Below are 20611 nucleotides of genomic sequence, written 5' to 3' on the forward strand. Positions count from 1 at the left end.
ATCCTCCGGGACGGCACGTCTGCCGGATCACCCTTCCGGGCTGGCTAGACTGGTGGAATGACAGGACCCTTGGTCCCTTTCCGTGAAGTAGTCCTCAAGGTTCACAGCAGGTGTGATCTTGCCTGTGACCATTGCTATGTCTACGAACATGCCGATCAGAGCTGGCGAACCCGGCCGAAAACAATCTCTGACGAAGTCATTTTCCGGACTGCTCAGCGCCTGGCTGAGCATGCCAAGACACACGCACTGCCCTCCGTGTCAGTAATCCTGCACGGAGGGGAGCCTCTGCTGGCGGGCCCCGCCCGGCTGCGGCGCATCTGCGAGGAGCTGACCTCCGCCTTCGACGGCATCGCCGCCCTCGATCTCCGGATCCACACCAACGGACTGCAGCTCAGCCCGCGCTATCTCGACCTCTTCAGCGAGTACGACGTCAAGGTGGGCATCTCCCTCGACGGCGACCGCGCGGCCAACGACCGGCACCGCCGCTTCGCCGACGGGCGCAGCAGCCACCCGCTGGTGCTCAAGGCCGTCGAACTGCTCCGGCAGGAGCGCTACCGCCATCTCAACCTCGGCCTCCTGTGCACCGTCGACATCGAGAACGACCCGGTCGCGGTTCTCGACGCGCTCACGGAGCTCGAACCGCCGCTCATCGACTTCCTGCTTCCCCACGCGACCTGGGACGACCCGCCGCCGCGGCCGGACGGATCGCCCACCGCCTACGCCGACTGGCTCCTCGCGGTCTTCGACCGCTGGCAGGAGCGGGGGCGCCCGGTGCCGGTGCGGATCTTCTCCTCGGTCGCCTCGACGCTCAACGGCGGGCCCAGCCTCACCGAGTCCCTGGGCCTGGCTCCGACGGACCTCGTCGTCGTCGAGACCGACGGCCGGCTGGAGCAGGTCGACTCGCTGAAGAGCGCCTACGAGGGTGCGGCGGCCACCGGGTTCGACGTCTTCGCGCATGCCTTCGACGAGGTCGCCGCGCACCCCGGCGTACGGGCCAGACAGCTCGGCCTGGAGGGGGTCAGCGAGACATGCCGCCGCTGCCCCGTCGTACGTTCGTGCGGGGGAGGCCTGTACACCCACCGCTACAGCTCCGCCGGCGCCGGTGAGGGATTCGACAACCCGTCCGTGTACTGCCACGATCTCGCCGCCCTGGTGCATGGAATCGAGGCCCGGACACCTGCGGACACCGTGGCGCCCGAGGTGGCCGATCCGGCCGAACTGCTCGCGGCCCAGGAGGACCTCACCCGCACCCTGCTGGCGCGGCTGCACGCCGACCTGGACGGCGGGGGCGGTGAACGCTGGGCGCGGGCCTGGGAACTGGCGGCCGTCCTGGAGGGCTCGGAGGAAGGGGCCCGGGGGCTGGACGGCGTGCTCGCCCATCCGTACACGCGCACCTGGCTGCTCGGCGCGCTGGACGCCCTGCACGAAGGCCGGGCGGGGGCGGCCTCCGGTGCGGCGGACGGTCTGCAGACCCTTCTCGCGGCGGCGGCCGTGCGGGCCGGCCTCGACGTACGGGTGCCGGTGCCCTACCGGGACGGCGTGCTCGTCCTGCCCACCCTGGGCCGACTGACGGTCGCCGGGCCGGGGGAGCGCGGCGCCGTTCTGGTCCGCGCGGCCGGCGACGGGTTCCTGGCGGGTCCCGCCGCCGGACCGGCCGAGCGGCGGATCCGGCGGTCCGCCGCGGCCGAACCCGGCTGGCTGCCGGTGCGCGGGTTCGCCCTCCCCGGCGCCCCGTTCCAGGGCCACGGCTTCGTGATCGACGACCTCCACCCGTACCGGGACTGCTTCGGCGCACCTGCCGCGGCCACGCTCGACGCGGTGGCGGCCGGCCGCCTGGGCAACGCGCTCACCGAGGCCTGGGTGCTGATCGAGGAGCGGGCTCCCGCCCATGGCGCGCGGTCGCTCGACCGTCCGCTCACCCTCACCCCGCTGGGCGGAGCGATGCCGGGCGAGCCCTCGGTGGGACGGCACGGATACGGCGCACTCGGTATCGGGGCGGACGGAAACGCCGGCACGCTGGCGCTCACGCTGCTGCGCGGCGTGCGGCGGGCGAGATTCCGGGCACTCGTGGACGTCACGGATCTTTACGCGGCGGACGGCTCCTGGGAACATCGAATGCCCTGGAAGGAAGAATTGGTTCCGCTTTCCGGGCTGCTGGAAGCTGTCTATGAACGGCTGGCGCTCGCGGTATTCGATCACCGTTTCCGGGACGGTATCCCGCAGGCGCTCGACACGCTGGAAGGGGCCGCCGAACTCACCGTCGGCGGGAAACGACTGCTGACCCTGATGCGAAAGGAATTCTGAATCCCGAATTCCGGTTCGATCGGGAGGGTGGGTGCAGACTCGGGACAACCGGGAGGAACAGCCGCAGACCGCATCCGTGCGGGAGTGTGATCGTCGGGACCCGGGAACAGATGACTGAAAAGTGGCGTTGATTGACCGAACGTCATGGGGGTGGAGCAAGGTCCGCTCCGGAATGATGAATTCGCTCGCATTCTCTTCACTCCTCGGGTGCGGGTGCTCACACAGGACGGGGGTCGTGTGCACGCGACGACGCAGCAGCGAGCGGCGGACCATCGGCCGTACTTCTTCTTGAGTTATGCCCACACACCGGGGTACGGCGGTGGCACGGACCCCGACATGTGGGTCGAACGGCTCTTCCAGGATCTCTGCGGCCATGTGATGGCCATGACCGATCTGCCCGCGGGCGCACCCGCCGGCTTCATCGACCGCGAGATACGTTCCGGCGAGGGCTGGTCGGAGCGGCTCGGCGAAGTCCTCGCCACCTGCCGGGTGTTCGTACCGCTGTTCTCGCCCCGCTACTTCGCCAGCGAGATGTGCGGCAAGGAGTGGTACGCGTTCGCCCAGCGGGCCATCCACCACCGGGCCCGCTCCAACCAGCCCGCCGAGGCGATCGTCCCGGCGCTCTGGGTGCCGGTGCCGCCCAGCCAGCTCCCCGGACCGGCCGAGCGATTACAGTTCAACCACCGTGATTTCGGGGACCGTTACGTCAGCGACGGACTGTACGGACTGATCAAGCTCAAACTCTTCAACGAGGAGTACGAGCGCGCGGTGTACGAGCTCGCCAAACGCATCGTCAGCGTCGCGGACACCGTGCGGATCGGAACCGGCCGCCCCGTCGACTACCGGCTCGCACCCAGCGCCTTCGGCTCACCGAGCAGCATGGCCGCCGGCGGCCCCCGTCCCATGCAGGTGACCATCGCCGCCGCCACCCGCCACGACCTGCCCGAAGGGCGCAACGCCGACTACTACGGCGACAACCCGCAGGACTGGAACCCCTACCACCCGGACGCCGCACGGCCCCTGGCCTATGTCGCCGAGGACCTGGTGCGCTCCCTCAACTACCAGGCGACCATCGCCTCCTTCGACGAGGAGGCCGGCCTGCCGGTCGGCAAGCAGCCCCCGACGACCCCGGAGATCCTCCTGGTCGACCGCTGGGCGCTCCAGGACGAGGACCGGTGCCGGCGGCTCGCCGCCTTCGACGCGGAGAACCGTCCCTGGGTGACGATGGTCGTCCCCTGGAACCGCGACGACCACGAGAGCAGAGCCGCGGAGGCCGAACTGACCGCCAAGCTGGAGCGGACCATGCCGACCAAGATGCGCCAGGGCCGGGCCTACTGCCGCGCCGCCGCCAAAGGCGTACCGAGCATGGATGCCTTCGGCCAGATCCTGCCGCAGGTGGTCGAGGTGGCCGCCCAGCAGTACCTGAGACACGCGGCCGTCTATCTGCCCGCAACGGGCGGCGGAGGCCCCACCGAACGGACCCGCCTGATGGGACCCATGGCGCAGACCCAGTACATCCCCGGACCACATGACGCTTCGACGGATGCGGAGGACACGGATGACGGCCAGTCGTGACGGGCGCATCGTCACCTTCTACTCGTACAAGGGCGGTACGGGGCGCACCATGGCCCTGGCCAACACCGCCTGGATCCTCGCCGCCAACGGCAAACGGGTACTGGCCGTCGACTGGGACCTGGAGGCACCCGGACTGCACCGGTTCTTCCATCCGTTCCTCGACCCCTCGACGCTCGGGGCCACCACCGGTGTCATCGACCTGATCACCGAGTACGCCTGGGCCGCGACCAGCCCCGTGCAGCGGGCCGACGACTGGCACCGGGACTACGCCCGGATCCAGCCGCACGCCGTCTCGCTCACCCCCGAGGCGCTCGGCTGGGAGTTCCCGCACGGAGGGACGCTCGACTTCGTCTCCGCGGGACGGCAGAACCGCGAATACTCCGCGACCGTCTCCACGTTCGACTGGGACAACTTCTACGACCGGCTCGGCGGCGGCCACTTCTTCGACGCCCTGCGCGACGACATGAAGGCCAACTACGACTACGTCCTCATCGACAGCCGCACCGGCCTCAGCGACATCGCCGACATCTGCACCGTCCACCTGCCCGATGTGCTCGTCGACTGCTTCACGCTCAGCGACCAGTCCATCGACGGCGCCGCCTCGGTCGCCCGGCAGATCTCCGAGCGGTACACCGGCCGCCCCATCTCCATCTTCCCCGTCCCGATGCGGATCGACGAGGGCGAGAAGGAGAAGGCGGACGCCGGACGGGCTCTGGCCCGGCTGAAGTTCGACCGGCTGCCGCGCGATCTGTCGGGGGACGAACTCACCGCCTACTGGGGTGCGGTGGAGATCCCGTACCGCCCCTACTACGCGTACGAGGAGACGCTGGCCACCTTCGGCGACGAGGCGGGGCTCACCAACTCCCTCCTCTCCGCCTTCGAACGGCTCACCTCCGTCATCACCGATCAGCAGATCACCTCGATGCCGGCGGTCGGCGAAGAGGTACGGCTGCGCATCCGTGACGCGTTCACCCGGCGCAGGCCCGCCCTGCCCGCCGATCTCCTGCTCAGCTATGTGGCGGAGAACCGGATGTGGGCCGACTGGATCGAGTCCGTGCTGACCCGGGCCGGCTTCCGCGTCGTGCCCCGCGACGTGTCCGCCGAGCGGGAGCCGCAGGAGGCGACGGCCGTCGCCGCCGAGAACGCGGTCCGGACCGTGGTCCTGCTCTCCAGCGCCTATCTGAAGTCGCAGCGCGCGGTGAACCTCTGGGACCGGGCCGTCGCCGAGGACCCGGGCGGCGGGCGGCGCCATCTGCTGCCGCTCAGGGTCGGTGACGTACGGCTTTCGGCGCCCTACATCGACCGCAACCCCGTCGACCTGTTCCGGCTCGACGAGGTGCACGCCACCGCCGCGCTGCTACGCGCCCTGGACCGGCCCGTACAGCTCACCGACGCGGTCTCGCCCGGACCGCGCTTCCCCGGCACCGTGCCCCGGATCTGGAACGCACCGCCGCGCAACCCCGGCTTCACCGGCCGCTCCCTGGTCCTGGAGCGGATGCGCGACCAGCTCGGCGGCGGCATGGCCGTCGTGCTGCCGCAGCCGCAGACCCTGTACGGACTCGGCGGCGTCGGCAAGACCCAGGTCGCCCTGGAGTACGTGCACCGGTTCATGGCCGACTACGACCTGGTCTGGTGGATATCGTCCGAGCAGACCGACGACGTGGTCGCCGGTCTCGCCGAACTCGCCGTCCGGCTCGGCGCCCAGGGCGGCGACGACATGGCGGCCGCCTCCCAGGAGGCCGTCGACCTGCTGCGCCGCGGTGTGCCCTCGGACCGCTGGCTGCTGGTCTTCGACAACGCCGACGACCCCGAACGGCTGCGGCGCTACTTCCCGCAGGGCGGCTCCGGCCACATCCTGGTCACCTCCCGCAACCAGGCCTGGTCCCAGCACGGCGACGCGCTGCCCGTCGACGTCTTCCTGCGCGAGGAGTCCATCGAGCACCTCCAGCGCCGGGCGCCCGGGCTGAGCGATGAGGACGCCGCCCAGGTGGCCACCGCGGTGGGCGACCTGCCGCTCGCCGTCGAGCAGGCCGCCGCGTGGATCGCGGAGACCGCCACCCCGATCGACACCTACCTGGAACAGCTGGCCCAGCAGGCCCCGGAGGTCCTGGCGCTCAACCAGCCGGCCGGATACCCCGAACCGGTCGCCGCGACCTGGAACATCTCCATCCAGCGCCTCAAGGAGCGCTCGCCCGCCGCGGTGCGCCTGCTCCAGCTCTGCGCCTTCTTCGCCCCCGAACCGATCTCGGGGAACCTCCTGTACAGCAAGGAGATGATCGAGGCGCTGAAGCCGTACGACGCCTCGCTCCAGGAGAAGCTGGTGCTGGGCCGCGTCATCCGGGAGATCGGCCGGTTCGCCCTCGCCAAGGTCGACCAGGTCTCCAACTCCATCCAGGTGCACCGGCTCGTGCAGGCCGTCATCCGGGCCCAGCTCACCGAGGAGGAGCAGCGGGACGCCCGGCACGCCGTCCACCGCATCCTGGCGGGTGCCCGGCCCGATGACGACGAGCCGATCGACAACCCCGCCAACTGGCCTCAGTTCGCCACGATATGGCCGCACCTGGGCCCGTCCGACGCCCGCAACTGCAAGGAGCCCGAGGCCCGCAGGCTCATGATCGACCGGGTGCGCTACCTGTGGAAGCGCGGTGACTTCAGGACGGCCACGACGCTCTGCGAGGAACTGCGCGAGATCTGGCGCGAGACGCTGGGGGAGCGGGACATCCAGTACCTCTACCTCTGCTTCCACCTCTCCAACATCTACCGCTCGCGGGGCCGTTACGTGGAGGCCATGGAGCTCGACGAGATCACCCTGGCGACGCAGCGGGAGGTGCTCGGACCGGAGCATCCGCACACGTACATGAGCACCAGCAGCCTCGCCACGGACCTCGGCACGCTCGGCGAGTACACGAGGGCGATCGAGCTGGCGACCGAGGCCACCGACGGGTTCAACCAGATCTTCCACGACTCGCACCCCAGGGCGCTGGCCGCGGCCAACAACCTGGCGTTCACCCTGCGGTCCATCGGCCAGTACGCCAAGGCCCGCGAGATCGACCAGGACGTCTTCGACCGGCGCCGTGAGGTGCTCGGCGAGGAGCACCCGTACAGCCTCTCCTCGGCCATGAACCTGGCCCGCGACCTGCGGGACGTCGGCCGGTACGAGGACTCGGTCGGCATCCTCAGCCGTACGTACGACAGCTACAAGGCCACCCTCGGCCGGTCCTTCCCCGGCACGCTCAGTGCGGCCAAGAGCCTTGCGGTCTCGCTGCGCCGGGCGGGCCGGCTGGAGGACGCCCGCCGCCTCACGGTGGCGACCCGGGCCCGGTACAAGGCCAAGTACACCTCCGCCAACCCGGAGTCGCTCGCCTGCGACCTGAATCTGGCGGCGGACCTGTTCGCGGCCGGGGAGACGGCCGAGGCCCGGACCACCGCCCAGGAGGTGGTCGACCAGTACATGAAGGTACCGGGCGAGAAGCACCCGTACACGCTGGCCGCCCTGAACAACCTGGGCGTCTACCTCTGGGGGTCCGGTGCGGCCGAGGAGGCGGAGCAGGTGCTGACCCGGGTGGTCGCCGCGATGCGCGAGGTGTACGGGCGGGAGCACCCCAACACGCTGTTCAGCGTGATGAACCTGGCCAACGCCACGGCGGAGCGCGGCGATATCGACCTGGTGCTGAAAACCGAGCGGTCACTGGCGGTGCAGTTCCGGGACGTGCTGGGCGCGCACCATCCGGAGACGCTGGCCATGAAGTCGAACATGGCGGTCACCCTCGGTGCGATGGGGCGCAAGGACGAGGCGCTCCATGTCAGGGCGGAGACGGTCGAGGAGCTGACCCGGCAGCTCGGTGAGGACCATCCGCTCACCCGGATCGCCCGTGACGACCGCCGGTTCCAGCGTGAACTGGAACCGCAGGCGGTGTGAGACACGCGGGAGCGTCCGGCCGACGGCCGGACGCTCCCGACGCTCAGATCCTGGACGTGTCCAGCAGCCAGGTGAGGATGCGGGGGAGTGCGTGCAGCGCGTCGAAGTGCGCAGCCGCCGGTTCCACCACGACCTTGGCGCCCGGGATGCGGCTCGCCAGCCAGCGGGTGTGACCGACCGGTGAGAACACGTCCTTCTCGCCGTGCCAGAGCAGCACCGGGCCGGTGATGGCGGCCGGGTCGAACCCCCACGGATGACTGAACGCGAGCGCGTCGTCGATCCAGCCGTACGCCGAAGTGCGCAGCCCCTCACGGTAGTTGCGCAACAGCATGGTGCGCACCCCGGCGTCGTTGACCACCATCCGGTCCGAGTCGGTCAGCTCCCGGCGCAGATCGTCGATCAGCCGCACCGGATTCTTCCTGATCACCGCGGACCGCGAGATGAACGACTCCGCGAGCCCGTCCGGATCGGAGCGTGCCGTGGTGTAGGCCAGTACGTTCGAGGGGGCCATCCCCTCGAACCAGTCGAGGCCCTCGGCGTCCCGGGGGGCCAGGCCGACCAGGGCGGCGGTACGGGTGACCCGCTCGGGCATCAGCGCGGCGCAGGCCAGGGCATGCGAGGCGCCACCGGACCGGCCCACCACGGCGAACCGGTCGAGCCCGATATGGTCGGCGATGGCCCGTACGTCCTGCACCGCGTCGGCGACGCATCTGCCCGGCAGCCGGTCGGAATCGCCGTATCCCGGCCGGTCGTAGGTGATCAGCTGTGTCTTGCGCTGGTACAGCACCATGCCGCGCGGCGCCGGACCGAGCCTGCTGCCGGGCATCCCGTGCAGCAGGAAGACCGGTCTGCCGCGAGGATCCCCCAGACGCTCCACCACCAGTTGCCGCCCGTCGGCCGCGCGCACCCGACTGCGCACTCCGTGCCTCCTCGCGATTCCTGCGGGCACGACGTGCCCGGCTTTCCCCGCACCATCCGATGATGACCCATCAGAGTCGATCCCGGCATGGCGCGTGGGAAGAATCCGGACGGCCGGCGAGGAGACGGGGCCGCGGCGCGCCGGGAATCGGATCGGCAGGGGCGAATATCGGACAGGACTAGTCCTCACCCGTTGCCGACCCGACGGTCGCACCGGGTGTTCGCAGATGGAACCGACGGGCTCCGACCTCCGAAAGTGAACGTGACACGACCGAACCGGTGGTGTCGTGTGTGCGTCCTGAAGTCGACCTTGTGTGCTATCTGCCCGGTCGGAATAGTGGGCGCCCCATCCTCCGCGTACGGGCGACCCCACATCATCCGTGCGCGGCCCCACAGGAGGTCGAAGTTGAAGCATCGACGCATGTCCAGGAAGCGCGCAGTGCTGGCCGGGTCGGCCGTGGTCGGCCTGGTCGCGGCAGGAGTGACGTTCCAGAGTGCGAACGCCAGTGACGACGTACCGCAGTTCACCGCGCGCACGCTCGACGCGGTGGCGGCCGGAAAGCTGGCCACCGGTCTGGGCGAGGACCTGGGCGCCGACGCGGCGGGCGCGTACTACGACGCCTCGTCGAAGAACCTCGTGATGAACGTGGTCGACGAAGCCGCCGCCGAGCAGGTCCGGCAGGCGGGCGGCAAGGCGAGAGTCGTGCAGAACTCGCTCGCCGAGCTGAAGTCGGCCCGGCAGACCCTGACCGGCAAGGCCACGATCCCCGGCACCTCATGGGCCGTCGACCCGGTCAGCAACAAGGTGGTCGTCACCGCGGACCGCACGGTCAAGGGCGATGCCTGGCAGAAGCTCAGCTCGGTGGTCGAGGGGCTGGGCGGCAAGGCCGAGCTCAAGCGGTCCGCCGGGGAGTTCAAGCCGTTCATCGCGGGCGGCGACGCGATCTGGGGCAACGGCGGGCGCTGCTCGCTCGGCTTCAACGTGGTCAAGGGCGGCGAGCCGTACTTCCTGACCGCCGGCCACTGCACCGAGGCGATCTCCAGCTGGTCGGACTCCCAGGGCGGCGCGGAGATCGGTACGAACGCGGGCTCCTCGTTTCCCGACAACGACTACGGCCTGGTGAAGTACACCTCCGACACCGCGCACCCCAGCGAGGTCGACCTCTACAACGGCTCCGCCCAGCCGATCACCAAGGCGGGCGAGGCGACCGTCGGGATGACGGTGACGCGCAGCGGCTCCACCACCCAGGTGCACGACGGCGAGGTGACCGGCCTCGACGCCACGGTCAACTACGGCAACGGCGACATCGTCAACGGCCTCATCCAGACGACGGTCTGCGCCGAGCCCGGCGACAGCGGCGGCTCGCTCTTCGCCGGCGACACGGCGATCGGCCTGACCTCGGGCGGCAGCGGCGACTGCTCCTCGGGCGGCGAGACGTTCTTCCAGCCGGTGCCGGAGGCGCTGTCGGCGTTCGGGGCGGAGATCGGGTGACGGTTCTCCCGCACAGCGGGGGAGTCCTCTTCTGATCCTGCCGCGTCACCACGGGCCGGCCCGCATCGCTCACTTGATGCGGGCCGGCCTGTTGTTCCGTTGCCCCTTCTTCGCCGCCTTGCTCGCGGAACTCGGTCGCACAGGTCCGCGCGGACCTGTTAGAAAGTCGGAATGTCTTCTCGGCAGCACCTGCTCCCACGGGCGGCCCCGGCCGCCTCCGGGATATCGTCCCGTTCGATCGCCCTGATGCTGGACCGGCTCGAAGAGCGATCCGTCGAGTGTCACTCGATCATGGTCGTGCACCGCGGTCACGTCGTCGCCGAAGGCTGGTGGGCGCCGTACTCGGCCGACCGCCCCCACCTCCTCTACTCGCTGACCAAGTCGTTCACGTCGATCGCCGTGGGACTCGCGATCACCGACGGGCTGCTCTCGCCGGACGACCGGGTGGTGGACGTGCTGCCCGACCACGTACCGGCCGACGTCTCGGAGCAGGGAAGCCGCGTCACCGTTCACCATCTGCTGTCCATGACGGCCGGGCATCCCACGGACAGCCTCGGTGAGGCATGGGAGCTGGAGCCCGAGGACCTGGTCAAGGGATTCCTGCGCCTGCCGTTCGGCGCGGCGGAGGGAACGCGGCACACCTACGACAACTCGACCACGTTCATCCTGGCCAGGATGGTGGAACGGGTCACGGGCCGCGGCCTTCCCGAGTTCCTGGACGAGCGGCTCTTCAAGCCGATGGGCGTCGATCACGCCGAATGGGACCGGGTGGCGAGCGGTGCAGCCTTCGGGTTCCACGGCCTGCACCTGACGACCGAGGCCGTCGCCGCATTCGGTGAACTGCTGCTGCGTGGAGGCACCTGGGGCGACCAGCAGCTGGTTCCGCGCGAGTGGGTGGAGCTCGCGACCCGGCGGCACATTGACTGTCTGCCGTTCGAGGACGGATCGGACGAGGCCGACTTCTCCTGCGGCTACGGCTACCAGTTCTGGATGTCGCGGCACGGATACCACGGGCATGGCGCCTTCGGTCAGCAGTGTGTGGTGGTCCCGTCGCACGACCTCGTCGTTGCCGTGACCGCCCAGGGGGAATCTCAGGAAGTGCTCGACGCGCTGTGGGAGTGTCTGCTGCCCGGCGTGGGCCATGGGGCCGGCGTTCAGGACGATGAGGTGCTTGCCGCTCGACTGCGTCGTCTGTCGCTGCCGCCGGTGCCGGGCTCGGCCGACCCGGAGCGTTCGGCCGGCGCGAGACTGGACGCCTCGGCCGAGGAGTCGGCTCTGCCCGGCGGAACGGCAGTGACCGTGGATCCCACCGACGGCGGATGGCTCGTACGGTTCGAGTCGCTCTTCGACATCGAGGTGGGTCACAACGAGTGGTGGGAGAGCTCCCCGCTCGGCCGGCCTGTCGTCGCGGCCGGAGCCTGGCAGGGCGACACGTTCGTTGCCGATCTCTACGTCATCACCACCCCGCACCGTGTCCGTCTGGTCATCGACACCGGCGCCGGTACCGCCACGGCGCTATGGAGCACCCTGCCGCTCACCGGCCCTGACATGAGACTGCATGTGCGGTCGCCGCTGATGACCCGGCCTGACGTCGCGTAGGACCTGGACGCGGCAGGCCCGGGCCGCGACATGGCCCGGGCCTCCGAGTGGGGACAGGTCAGGCGGCCCGAGCCGGTCTGCCGGTGCCCGCGGTCGCCGGTGCGACGCCGAAGATGTCCACCGCGTGGTAGTACGTCCAGGCCGTGGCGTTGCACGAGGTCAGCGTCGCGCCGGAGTAGGCGGCGCAGACGCGCTTGAGGTCCGAGTAGAGGGCGGAGTCGAGGCGGGCCTTGTTGGCGGAGAACGTGCCGGCGGCCTTGTAGTTGCGGTAGCCGAAGTCGTGGCGGGCGCAGGCGGTCTGGAAGGGGAAGCCGAACGGGTTGTCGGGCGAGGTGCTGCAGTAGTCCGTCGTCCAGTTGAAGCCGTATGCCGCCCAGGCGCCCTGGTTGTTGCGGGCGGCGTTCCAGGCGTTGTAGCTGGAGGCGCTCGTCTGGGTCCACGAGCTGAGGACCTGGGGTTTGTCCGCGGGGGCGGCTGACGCGGATGTGGCGGGCAGCAGGGCGAGCGGGAGTGAGAGGGCGACGGTGCCGAGCAGCATGGCGATGCGGCGACGCATGGCAATCTCCGTGGGGTGAGGAGGGGTTGGGGGTGACCGTGCACCTCGTGGGGTTCATGAGGTCGCCCCAGAATGCCGCCATGAACCTGTCATGCCTAGCCGTTGAGCCGACTGGACGCCGAGAATTGAAGTGTTCGTCGAGCGATGGCCATGAGGACGCGGCTGCCGCCCCCGCTCATGGGCGGGGGCGGCAGCGTTGAGTGCGGAGAGCGGCGGGGGTGCCCCCGTCAGGCCGGCGTCGAGCCCCCGCCCGCCGCCCCCGCGAGCGGGGTGTCCGGGGTGTCCGCCGCGTCCGGCTTCTTCCGCATCGCCATCAGCAGGGTGATGACCGTGCCCACCACCGCCCACGCGGACAGCACCAGCAGTGGCCCGGTCACCGCGTTGCCCCTGAAGTACGCGATCGAGCGTGCCGTCCAGGTGGAGGCCCCCGGCGGCAGGGCGGGGCCGATCGCCCGCCAGAAGTCCGGGAGCATCGGGAGCGGGAAGGCGCCGCCCGCGCTCGGGTTGCCCGCGATCACGACGATCAGGACGGCCAGGCCGATGCCGACGATGCCGGTGAGTGCCTCCAGGGCGAGCGTGATCATGCCGACCGCGAAGACGGTCAGGGCGCCCAGGCCGGACAGCCCCCAGAAGCTTCCGGGCAGGGCGCCGAGGATCGGGCCGATGATGATCGCGCCGCCGATCCCGCCCGCGATCGAGTACAGCGCCATGACGCCGGTCCGGATCACCGCGCGCTGACGGTTGGCGGGACGGCTGCCCGCGCTGATCGCCAGGATCGAGGCGCAGAGGTAGCCGCCCACGCACCAGCCCACGGCCAGGTAGAACGAGGAGAGACCGTCGAAGTCCTGGTCGGAGGCCGGGGCCACGTCCACGGCGCGGGCGGTGCGGTGCTGGGTGAGCTCGACCTCCTTGATGATCTTCGTCAGGGAGGTGGCCAGGACGGTTCCCCCGCCGGAGGCGACCAGCACGGTGTCGGTCGTGCCCCGGGGGCTGACGATCAGGGCGCCGTCGATCTCGCGGTCGAGGATCTGCCGGCGGGCGGTGGCCGCGTCGGTGACCGTGCGGGGGTCCAGGGGGTCGCCCGGAAGGTCCTTCAGTTCGGTGACGAGCCGGGCGGACACCTGCTGAGGTGCGACGACACCGAAGGGGACATCCGTCGGCTTCGGGTTGTGGAGCGCTCCGATATAGGACGCGATGAACAGCAGCTGCAACGCCAGTACGCCGATGACGAGCAGCGCGGCCCGTGGAGTGACGGCGTTCTTCACCTCGTCGACGAAAGTCATGACCCCACGGTCCGGGGTGATCGTCGTTCACGCAGTCGGGGCCGGGCTGAATGGCTGAGGGGTGGGCGGGGGTGGCCCGCGCGCTGCTTATCGTACGAATGTTCGAAACTTGGTCTATGGTGGAGAGCGAGGGGGTGGTGAGTACGGATTGGTTCAGGAGGTGCGGGTGCCCGGGTTCACGCATCTGCATACCGTTTCCGGGTTCTCCCTGCGGTACGGGGCCTCGCACCCGGAGCGGCTGGCGGAGCGCGCCTCGGAACGGGAGATGGACGCCCTCGCGCTGACCGACCGCGACACCCTGGCGGGTACGGTCCGGTTCGCCAAGGCCTGTGAGCGGGCGGGGGTGCGGCCGCTCTTCGGAGTGGATCTTGCCGTGGCCCCCGCCGTGCGTGCGGAGGGCGACGGGCGTACGTACCGGCTGCGGGCCCCGGTCCGTGGTGGTGCCTTTGTCGATGAATCCGCACCCCGGGTCACCTTCCTCGCCCGCGACGGCGCCCAGGGCTGGGCCGAGCTGTGCCGCCTCGTCACCGCCGCCCATGGGGCCGTACCCGACGGCGGCCGGCCCCTCGTCGACCGCTCCGCGCTGCCCGCCGAAGGGCTTACCGTGCTGCTCGGACCCGCCTCCGAGGTCGGCAGGGCGCTGGCCGCCGGCCGCCCCGACCGGGCCGCCGCCCTGCTCGCCCCCTGGCGGGAGGTGTACGGCGACGACCTGCGGCTCGAAGCCGTCCACCACGGCCGCGACGGCACCGGACCCGGTTCGCTGCGGCTCGCCGCCCGTACCGTCGGCTTCGCCGCCGAGCAGGGGATACGGGCCGTGCTGACCAACGCCGTCCGGTACGCCGATCCGGGGCAGGGGCCGGTCGCCGATGTGCTCGACTCCGCCCGCAGGCTCGTCCCCGTCGACCCGCGCCGCGCCCCGCTCGACAGTGGTGAGCGCTGGCTCAAGGACGCCCGCGCGATGGCGGAGACCGCCGAGCGGATCACCTCCGCCGCCGGACTCGGCCCCGGCGCCGGGGCGCGACTGCTCGCGGAGACCCGGCACACCGCCGACGCCTGCGTGGTCGACCCCCGGGGCGACATCGGCCTCGGATCCGTCCACTTCCCCGAACCGCACCTCGTCGGCGCGGACCGGCGCACCGCCCAGCGGGTGCTGGCGTCCCGTGCCGCCGCGGGCATGGTGCTGCGCGGCTACGACCGCAGGCGCGAGTACTGGGACCGGATGCACCACGAACTGGACATCATCGCCCACCACGGCTTCGCCTCGTACTTCCTCACGGTCGCCCGAGTGGTGGACGACGTACGGGAGATGAGGGTCCGGGTGGCCGCGCGCGGTTCCGGGGCCGGCTCCCTGGTCAACCATCTCCTCGGCATCGCCCACGCCGACCCGGTCGAGCACGGGCTGCTGATGGAGCGTTTCCTGTCCAAGCGCCGCTTCGTGCTGCCCGACATCGACATCGACGTCGAGTCGGCCCGCCGCCTCGACGTCTACCGCGCGATCATCGGCCGCTTCGGCGCCGAACGGGTCGCCACCGTCGCCATGCCCGAGACCTACCGGGTGCGCCACGCCATCCGTGACGTCGGCGCCGCACTCTCCATGAACCCGGCCGAGACCGACCGGCTCGCCAAGGCCTTCCCGCACATCCGGGCCCGCGACGCCCTCGCCGCCATGGAGGAACTGCCCGAACTGCGGGAAGTGGCGAGGACGAAGGAGAAGTACGGGCGGCTGTGGGAGCTGGTGGAGGCGCTCGACGCACTGCCGCGCGGCATCGCCATGCATCCCTGCGGGGTCCTCCTCTCCGACGCCTCACTGCTGCGCCGCACCCCCGTCATGCCGACCAGTGGTGAAGGCCTTCCCATGGCGCAGTTCGACAAGGAGGACGTGGAGGACCTCGGGCTGCTCAAGCTCGACGTGCTCGGTGTACGGATGCAGTCGGCGATGGCGCACGCGGTCGCGGAGGTGAAGCGGGCCTCGGGTGAGGAGGTGGACCTGGACGCCGTGGAGCCGGGGGACCCGGAGACGTACCGGCTGATCAGGTCCGCCGAGACGCTGGGCTGTTTCCAGATCGAGTCGCCAGGACAGCGCGATCTGGTCGGCAGGCTCCAGCCCGCCACCTTCCACGACCTGGTGGTCGACATCTCGCTGTTCCGGCCCGGCCCGGTCGCCGCCGACATGGTGCGCCCGTTCATCGAGGCCCGGCACGGCCGGGCGCCGGTCCGCTATCCGCATCCCGACCTGGAGGGACCGCTGCGCGAGACGTACGGAGTAGTGGTCTTCCACGAGCAGATCATCGAGATGGTCGCCCTCATGACCGGCTGCGGCCGGGGCGAGGCCGACCGGGTCAGGCGCGGGCTCTCCGATCCCGAGTCGCAGGGCCGGATCAGGCTCTGGTTCGCGCAGCACGCGGCGGCCCGGAAGTACGACGCCGAGGTGATCGCCCGTGCCTGGGAGATCATCGAGGCGTTCGGCAGCTACGGCTTCTGCAAGGCGCACGCGGTGGCCTTCGCCGTACCGACATACCAGTCGGCCTGGCTGAAAGCGCATCACCCGGCGGCCTTCTACGCCGGACTGCTCACCCATGATCCGGGGATGTATCCGAAGCGGCTGCTGCTCGCGGATGCCCGGCGGCGTGGGGTTCCGGTGCTGCCGCTGGATGTGAACCGGTCGGCGGCCGCCCATCGAATCGAACTGGTGTCTGGTGAGGGGGGAGGGAAGAGGAAGGCCTGGGGGCTGCGGCTGGCGCTCTCGGACGTCCATGGGATCAGTGCGGCCGAGGTCGGCCGGATCGAGGCCGGGCAGCCCTACACCTCGCTGCTGGACTTCTGGCAGCGGGCCCGTCCGGGCAAGCCCGCCGCCGAACGGCTGGCCCAGGTCGGTGCGCTGGACGCGTTCGGCGCCAACCGCCGCGACCTGCTGCTGCACCTGTCCGAACTCCACCGCGCCCAGCGCGGCGCGGGCTCCGGCGGCTCGGGTGCGCAGCTTCCGCTCGGCGGCGGGCACCGGACCGGCTCCATCGGTCTGCCCGACCTCAACGAGGCGGAACGGCTCAGCGCCGAACTGGGTGTGCTGAGCATGGACGTCTCGCGCCATCTGATGGGCGATCACCACGCCTTCCTGGAGGAGCTCGGCGCGGTCTCGGCCAAGCGGCTGCGCGAGGCGCGGCACGGAGACACCGTGCTGGTCGCGGGTGCCAAGGCGGCCACCCAGACCCCGCCCATCCGCTCCGGGCGCCGGGTCGTCTTCACCACCCTGGACGACGGTACGGGCCTGGTCGACCTGGCCTTCTTCGACGACAGTCACGCCGCCTGCGCGTACACCGTCTTCCATTCCTGGCTGCTGCTGGTGCGCGGGGTGGTGCAGCGGCGTGGGCCGCGGAGCCTGAGCGTGGTCGGCGCGGCCGCCTGGAACCTGGCCGAGCTGGCCGAACTGCGGCGCACCGGCGGACTCGACGCGGTCGCGGCCCGGCTGGCGGAGGTACCCGTTCCGGAGAAGGAGGAGGGCGCCGCGTCCGACGGGTCCCCGGCGGACGACGGCCGCCGGATCCGGATGCCCACCGGCTACGAGATGAACCCCTGGTCCGACCTCCAGCCGCCCGGCGAGGGGGCGCCCACCGGAAGGAAGCTGTGGCACCAGAGCCCGGGGAGTGCGGGATGAACGAGGTGAGCGGGATGAGCGAGCAGCCCGGAATCCTCTGCCTGCGGTTCCGCCGGGTCGGCGGCGGCCTCCCGGACGGCGCCGGTTACACGGGGCTGCTCGCCCTGCTCGGTTCGTTCACCCCTCTCGTCGAGGCGGCGCCGCCCGACGGCGCACTCGCCGATGCCCGGGGCGCGCTGCGCTACTTCGGGCGGGACGTGGTGGGTCTTGCCTCGGTGATCCGGGTCCGCGCGCTGGCCCTGCACGGCGTGGACTGCGCGATCGGGGCCGCCGAGAACCCGATGCTGGCCCGGATGGCGGTACGGCAGGCCGCGCCCGGGACGACCTTCGTGGTGCCCGCCGGCGGGGCCGCCGCCTTCCTCGCGGACCGGCCGGCCGCCGCGCTGGACGGCGTCGGGGCGGCGACGGCCCGCACCCTGTGCGGCTACGGGCTCGACTCCGTCGGCCGGATCGCGGCCGCCCCGCTCGGCACCCTGCAACGGATCACCGGGGTGCGGACCGGGCGCGAGCTGTGGGAGCGGGCCCACGGCATCGACCGTACGACGGTCGTGCCGAACGCCGCCGCCCGCTCGCTCGCCGCCGAACGGACCTTCCCGCGCGACGAGCTGGACCGCGAGCGGCAGCGGCGTGCGCTCATGTCGCTCACCGAGGAGCTGGGGGCGAGGATGCGCGGCGAGGGGCAGGTGTGCCGCTCGCTCGCGGTCTCCGTGCGCTATGCCGACCGGACCGGGTACGCGACGCTGACCCGCAGCCGTACGCTCCGCGAGCCCACCGCGCACTCCGCGGAGCTCACCGCACTCGCCTACCGGATCCATGACTCGTTCGCCCTGCAGCGGGCCCGGGTGCGGGGGATCGCGCTGCGTGCCGAGGGGCTCGGCGAGGCCGGGCGGGCCGCGCACCAGCTGACCTTCGACCCGGTCGACGAGCGGGCCCGGCGGATCGAGGCGGTCGCGGACCGGCTGCGGGAGAAGTTCGGGCCACGGGCCGTGATGCCGGGGCGGCTCGCGGCCTGAGCCGCGTGCCGGAAGCCGTCCTGAACTGTCCTGAAGCCACGGTTACCGCCGCGTCAGTTTTTACCGACGCGTAACTTCCCACGCAACCTTACTCGTGCGTAAGTTGGCATGAGCACATAGAACGTCGTCAGAACTTGTGGTCCGGGCCGCAGGGTGCACAGACATCGCAACTCCCTTGAGCCGCAAGGAGACCACACGATGCTGCCCTGGACCCGTGCGCCGCGTACCCCACGTGCGCGGACCACCCTCGCCGCACTGTTCCTCGCCGTCGCCGCAGTCGCCACCCCCACGGCCACCGCTGCTGCAGCCGCCCCCACCGCCGTCACGGCCACCTCCCGTGGCTGGAACGACTACTCCTGTAAGCCCTCCGCAGCCCACCCCCGGCCCGTCGTCCTGGTCCACGGGACCTTCGGGAACTCCGTCGACAACTGGCTCGTCCTCGCCCCCTACCTGGTCAACCGGGGCTACTGCGTCTACTCGCTCGACTACGGGCAGCTTCCCGGTGTGCCGTTCTTCAACGGCCTCGGCCCGATCGACAAGTCGGCCGGACAGCTCGCCGCCTTCGTCGACAAGGTGCTCGCCTCCACCGGGGCCCCGAAGGCCGACCTCGTCGGTCACTCCCAGGGCGGCATGATGCCGAACTACTACCTGAAGTTCCTCGGCGGAGCGCCCAAGGTGAACGCCCTGGTCGGGATCGCGCCCGACAACCACGGCACCACCCTCCTCGGCCTGACCAAGCTGCTGCCGTACTTCCCCGGCGCCGAGGACCTGCTCAACGCCGGTACGCCGGGACTCGCCGATCAGGTGGCCGGATCGCCCTTCGTCACCAAGCTCAACTCGGTCCCCGACACCGTGCCCGGCGTGCGCTACACCGTCATCGCGACCAGGTACGACGAGGTCGTGACGCCGTACCGGACACAGTTCCTGGACGGGCCGGACGTGCGCAACGTCCTGCTCCAGGACCTGTGCCCGGTCGACCTGTCCGAGCATGTGGCGATCGGGACCATCGACCGGATCGCCTACCACGAGGTGGCGAACGCCCTGGACCCGGCGCACGCCACCCCGACCACGTGCGCCTCGGTCATCGGGTAGGGACAGGACCGGTCTCGGGCCGGATCGTCCGTCAGAGTCCGCGCCGGGCCGCCGCGGTGGCCCGGCGGCGGGCCGAGACCAGCAGGGCGGCAGCGCCCAGCGCGACCGCGGCGGCGCCACCCATGGCCAGCCGGCCCGTGGCGGCGCTGCCGCCCGTCTCTGCGAGGTTGTCGGCCCCCGCGACGGGGAGATCACCCGACGCGCTGTCCGGCTCCGGGGCATTGGCCGGAGCCGTCGCACCGGCCGCCTCGGTGACGGCCGCGCCCGTACCGGCGTCGTCGTCACCGTGCCCGCCGTGCTCGACCGAGGACTTCTGCGCACCCTCGGTGATCTCCTGCTCGGAGGGCGCCGAAGCGGACGGCGCGGGCACGGCGGCGACGGAACCGCTGCCGCTCGTACCGCCGCCGCCCGCGCCGCCGAAGACCACGTCGGAGCACGCGTAGAACGCCTCCGGGGAGTCCGACCGCTGCCAGACGGTGTACACCAGCTGACGCCCCGAGCGCTCGGGAACGGTGCCGTCGAAGACGTACGAACCGTCCACCAGCTCCGGGTCGGTGGCCTCGGCGAACGGCTTCTCCTCCAGGTCCGACCACTTCAGCGGCTTCGTGGGGTCGTAGCCGGCGGTGGTGAGATACAGCGCGAAGGAACCCCTGTGCGGAGCGGTGGCCCGGAAACGGAAGGTGTGGGAGCCCGCCTTCATATCGGTGGCCGGCCAGTCGGCGCGCGGCAGATCGAGCCCCTTGAACTTGTCGTTGCCCGCACTGCACAGCTTGCCGTCCGGGATCAACTGCCGGTGGTTCCCCGCCGCATTGGCGATGTTGACCCCGTTCCAGTCGTACAGCGCCTGTGTGCCGCCGGCCGCGACCGCGGCCACACAGGCGGCGGACCGCGGGTGTTCCGGACCCTCGGCGAAACACGCCGAGACCCGGCTCACCGGGTCCGTCAGCGATCCGTGCGCAGAGGCCGGAGCAGCGGTCCAAACGGTGAGTACGAGCGGCGTCGCGGCGAGCGCGGCGACGGCGGCGGTCCGGCGGCGGGCGGGGGTGATGGCGGGCATGGTGACGTACTCCTTCAGCGGTCCACGGCGGTGTGCGGGGCGTCCCGGGAAAAGCAAGCTAGCCCGCGCCCGGCCCCGGAAAGGCCCAGGAGAGGGGCTGCCGGTCATCGTTATGACGGGCTTAAGGGGCCACTCAAGAACGCTTAAGACC

At 71.0% G+C, this 20611-nt stretch carries 12 protein-coding genes; 8 read left to right on the top strand and 4 right to left on the bottom strand.

The window, feature by feature from the left end; genetic code table 11:
• The first annotated feature begins 57 nt into the window (after window positions 1–57).
• The 3 genes from fxsBH (at window position 58) to fxsT (ending at window position 7798) form a co-directional block, all read left to right on the top strand.
• A complete protein-coding gene (fxsBH, locus tag OG959_RS31300) occupies window positions 58–2304 on the top strand; it encodes a radical SAM/SPASM protein FxsBH, inactivated beta-hydroxylase extension form (protein ID WP_326663879.1) in 2247 nt (748 codons plus the stop codon).
• Between the two features lie 213 nt (window positions 2305–2517).
• Window positions 2518–3879: an FxsC protein gene (gene fsxC, locus OG959_RS31305; protein ID WP_326666740.1), complete on the top strand. Its 1362-nt coding sequence runs from the start codon at window positions 2518–2520 to the stop codon at window positions 3877–3879.
• Window positions 3863–7798: an FxSxx-COOH system tetratricopeptide repeat protein gene (gene fxsT / locus OG959_RS31310; RefSeq protein ID WP_326663881.1), complete on the top strand. Its 3936-nt coding sequence runs from the start codon at window positions 3863–3865 to the stop codon at window positions 7796–7798. Before fsxC ends, fxsT begins: the two co-directional genes overlap by 17 nt.
• A gap of 43 nt (window positions 7799–7841) precedes the next feature.
• On the opposite strand, the gene OG959_RS31315 is transcribed toward fxsT, so the two are convergent.
• Window positions 7842–8717, bottom strand: coding sequence for an alpha/beta fold hydrolase (locus tag OG959_RS31315; protein ID WP_326663883.1), 876 nt, complete (start codon window positions 8715–8717; stop codon window positions 7842–7844).
• A 405-nt stretch (window positions 8718–9122) separates the two neighbouring features.
• On the opposite strand from OG959_RS31315, the gene OG959_RS31320 reads away from it, so the two are divergent.
• Both OG959_RS31320 and OG959_RS31325 read left to right on the top strand, forming a co-directional pair.
• Entirely contained in the window at window positions 9123–10208 is a 1086-nt protein-coding gene (locus OG959_RS31320) for a S1 family peptidase (RefSeq protein WP_326663885.1), read from the top strand.
• 171 nt (window positions 10209–10379) lie between these two features.
• Window positions 10380–11807 (top strand): serine hydrolase domain-containing protein, encoded by a 1428-nt coding sequence (locus tag OG959_RS31325; RefSeq protein WP_326663886.1) that lies wholly within the window; start codon window positions 10380–10382, stop codon window positions 11805–11807.
• Between the two features lie 58 nt (window positions 11808–11865).
• Here the strand turns inward: OG959_RS31325 and OG959_RS31330 are convergent, their stop codons facing one another.
• Window positions 11866–12363 carry a phospholipase gene (locus tag OG959_RS31330; RefSeq protein WP_326663888.1) on the bottom strand — a complete coding sequence of 166 codons (498 nt, stop codon included), beginning with the start codon at window positions 12361–12363 and terminating at the stop codon, window positions 11866–11868.
• A 227-nt stretch (window positions 12364–12590) separates the two neighbouring features.
• Entirely contained in the window at window positions 12591–13646 is a 1056-nt protein-coding gene (locus OG959_RS31335; protein ID WP_326663890.1) for a DUF3533 domain-containing protein, read from the bottom strand.
• 166 nt (window positions 13647–13812) lie between these two features.
• Between OG959_RS31335 and OG959_RS31340 the strand changes: the two genes are divergently transcribed.
• The 3 genes from OG959_RS31340 to OG959_RS31350 all read left to right on the top strand — a co-directional run bounded on the left by OG959_RS31340 (window position 13813) and on the right by OG959_RS31350 (window position 19403).
• A complete protein-coding gene (locus OG959_RS31340) occupies window positions 13813–17298 on the top strand; it encodes a DNA polymerase III subunit alpha (protein WP_326663892.1) in 3486 nt (1161 codons plus the stop codon).
• Window positions 17299–17312: 14 nt separating this feature from the next.
• Window positions 17313–18311, top strand: coding sequence for a DNA polymerase Y family protein (locus OG959_RS31345; RefSeq protein ID WP_442805761.1), 999 nt, complete (start codon window positions 17313–17315; stop codon window positions 18309–18311).
• A 198-nt stretch (window positions 18312–18509) separates the two neighbouring features.
• Window positions 18510–19403 (top strand): esterase/lipase family protein, encoded by an 894-nt coding sequence (locus tag OG959_RS31350; RefSeq protein ID WP_326663896.1) that lies wholly within the window; start codon window positions 18510–18512, stop codon window positions 19401–19403.
• A gap of 31 nt (window positions 19404–19434) precedes the next feature.
• Here the strand turns inward: OG959_RS31350 and OG959_RS31355 are convergent, their stop codons facing one another.
• The gene (locus OG959_RS31355) at window positions 19435–20460 is read right to left on the bottom strand and encodes a lytic polysaccharide monooxygenase auxiliary activity family 9 protein (RefSeq protein ID WP_326663897.1); all 1026 of its coding nucleotides are present in this window, start codon (window positions 20458–20460) and stop codon (window positions 19435–19437) included.
• Window positions 20461–20611 lie beyond the last annotated feature (151 nt).

Source organism: Streptomyces sp. NBC_00385, from assembly GCF_035917155.1.
GTDB classification, from domain to species: domain Bacteria; phylum Actinomycetota; class Actinomycetes; order Streptomycetales; family Streptomycetaceae; genus Streptomyces; species Streptomyces poriferorum.